This is a genomic window from Streptomyces sp. 8K308, assembly GCF_004348315.1.
Lineage (GTDB): Bacteria > Actinomycetota > Actinomycetes > Streptomycetales > Streptomycetaceae > Streptomyces.
In genome coordinates, this window is sequence record NZ_SMKC01000634.1 from 1 (window position 1) to 1,274 (window position 1,274).

2 protein-coding genes are annotated in these 1,274 nt (G+C 73.8%); one reads left to right on the forward strand and one right to left on the reverse strand.

The window, feature by feature from the left end; translation table 11 throughout:
- Positions 1-552, reverse strand: a 552-nt coding sequence (locus tag E1265_RS36315) for a TerD family protein (RefSeq protein ID WP_132935189.1), incomplete at its 3' end; no start/stop codon positions are given.
- Positions 553-790: 238 nt separating this feature from the next.
- Here E1265_RS36315 and E1265_RS36320 point away from each other — a divergent pair.
- The coding region (locus tag E1265_RS36320; protein WP_132935190.1) for a DUF6643 family protein at positions 791-1,274 on the forward strand (484 nt) is incomplete at its 3' end.

Consider the following 1,274-nt stretch of genomic DNA (forward strand, 5'->3'; position numbering starts at 1 on the left):
GGCCGGTACGGGGGCGGGCGCCGGCGCGGGCTCGTCGTCCACGGAGATGCCGAAGTCGGTGGCGAGGCCGGCCAGACCGCTGTCGTAGCCCTGGCCCACGGCGCGGAACTTCCAACCGCCCTGGCGGCGGTAGAGCTCGCCGAGCACGAACGCGGTCTCGGTGGTCGCGTCCTGGCTGTCGAAGCGCGCGATCTCGGTGCCGTTGTCCGCGTCGAGCACCCGCACGTGCAGCCCGGGGACCTGGCCGAAGGTGCCGCCGTCCGCGGAGGCGGCCACGGTGACCTTCTCGATCTCCGGCTCCACGGCGGTCAGGTCGACGGCGAGCCGGTCGGTCACCGCGGCGCCCTGCGGCTGCTTGCCCTCGTGCCGGACCGCGCCCGAGGTGTGCCGGGGCTGGTTGTAGAACACGAAGTCGTCGTCCGAACGGACCCGACCACCCGCCGCGAGGAGCAGCGCCGACGCGTCCACGTCGGGGACCCCGGCGGAGGTGTTCCAGCCGATCTCCAGACGGACCGAGCGGGCGGACACGGGGACGTTCGCACCTTTGAGCATCGTGGATTCCTCCGTAGGGTGGCCGTCGTCACGCCACCTGTTCTGCGGACACCGCCCACTATGCCATCCCGGCCACGGGAACCCCCTGGGCGACCCCCGGACACAACATCATCTGAACGCCCATCGACGTTTTTTCCGGTATTCCTTCGGATTGAGCGCCGGAGGCCGCCTCAAGGCCACGAAAAGACCCTCTAATCGGTCTCCCCAACGACCACATGGTGGGCTTAACTTATGGGGTATGACCTCCCCGCGCCCCTACGGCGGTGGCTACTCCTCACCGTCGTTCCCTGACACCCCCATCTACGACAGGCTGGTGGCCGAGCGGGGAACCCCGCAGATCGCGCCGATCCGGGTGCCCGCCGCGTACGAGCCGCTCGGCTACCCGTCGGTGGCGAGCCAGCCCGCGCTGCCGGCCCTGCCCGCGCTGCCCTCCGCCCCCTCGCCCGCGCCGACGCACGCCCAGCCGCACCCGCAGGCGGTCGGCGGCTACCCCGGGTACCAGGCGGCGCCGGCTAGGCCGCAGCTGGCGGCGCCGGCCCCGCAGGCCCCCGCGCCGTACTTCCCGCAGCAGGCCGCCGCGCCCCGGCCCTACCCGGCGCCCGGCGTGCCCCAGGCGCCGGCCCCGCAGCAGATGCGGCCGGCCGCCCCGCGGCCCGCGGCGCCCCGCCAGATGCCGGGGCAGTACCAGCAGCAGGCGCAGCACCCCTACCCCACCCAGCAGC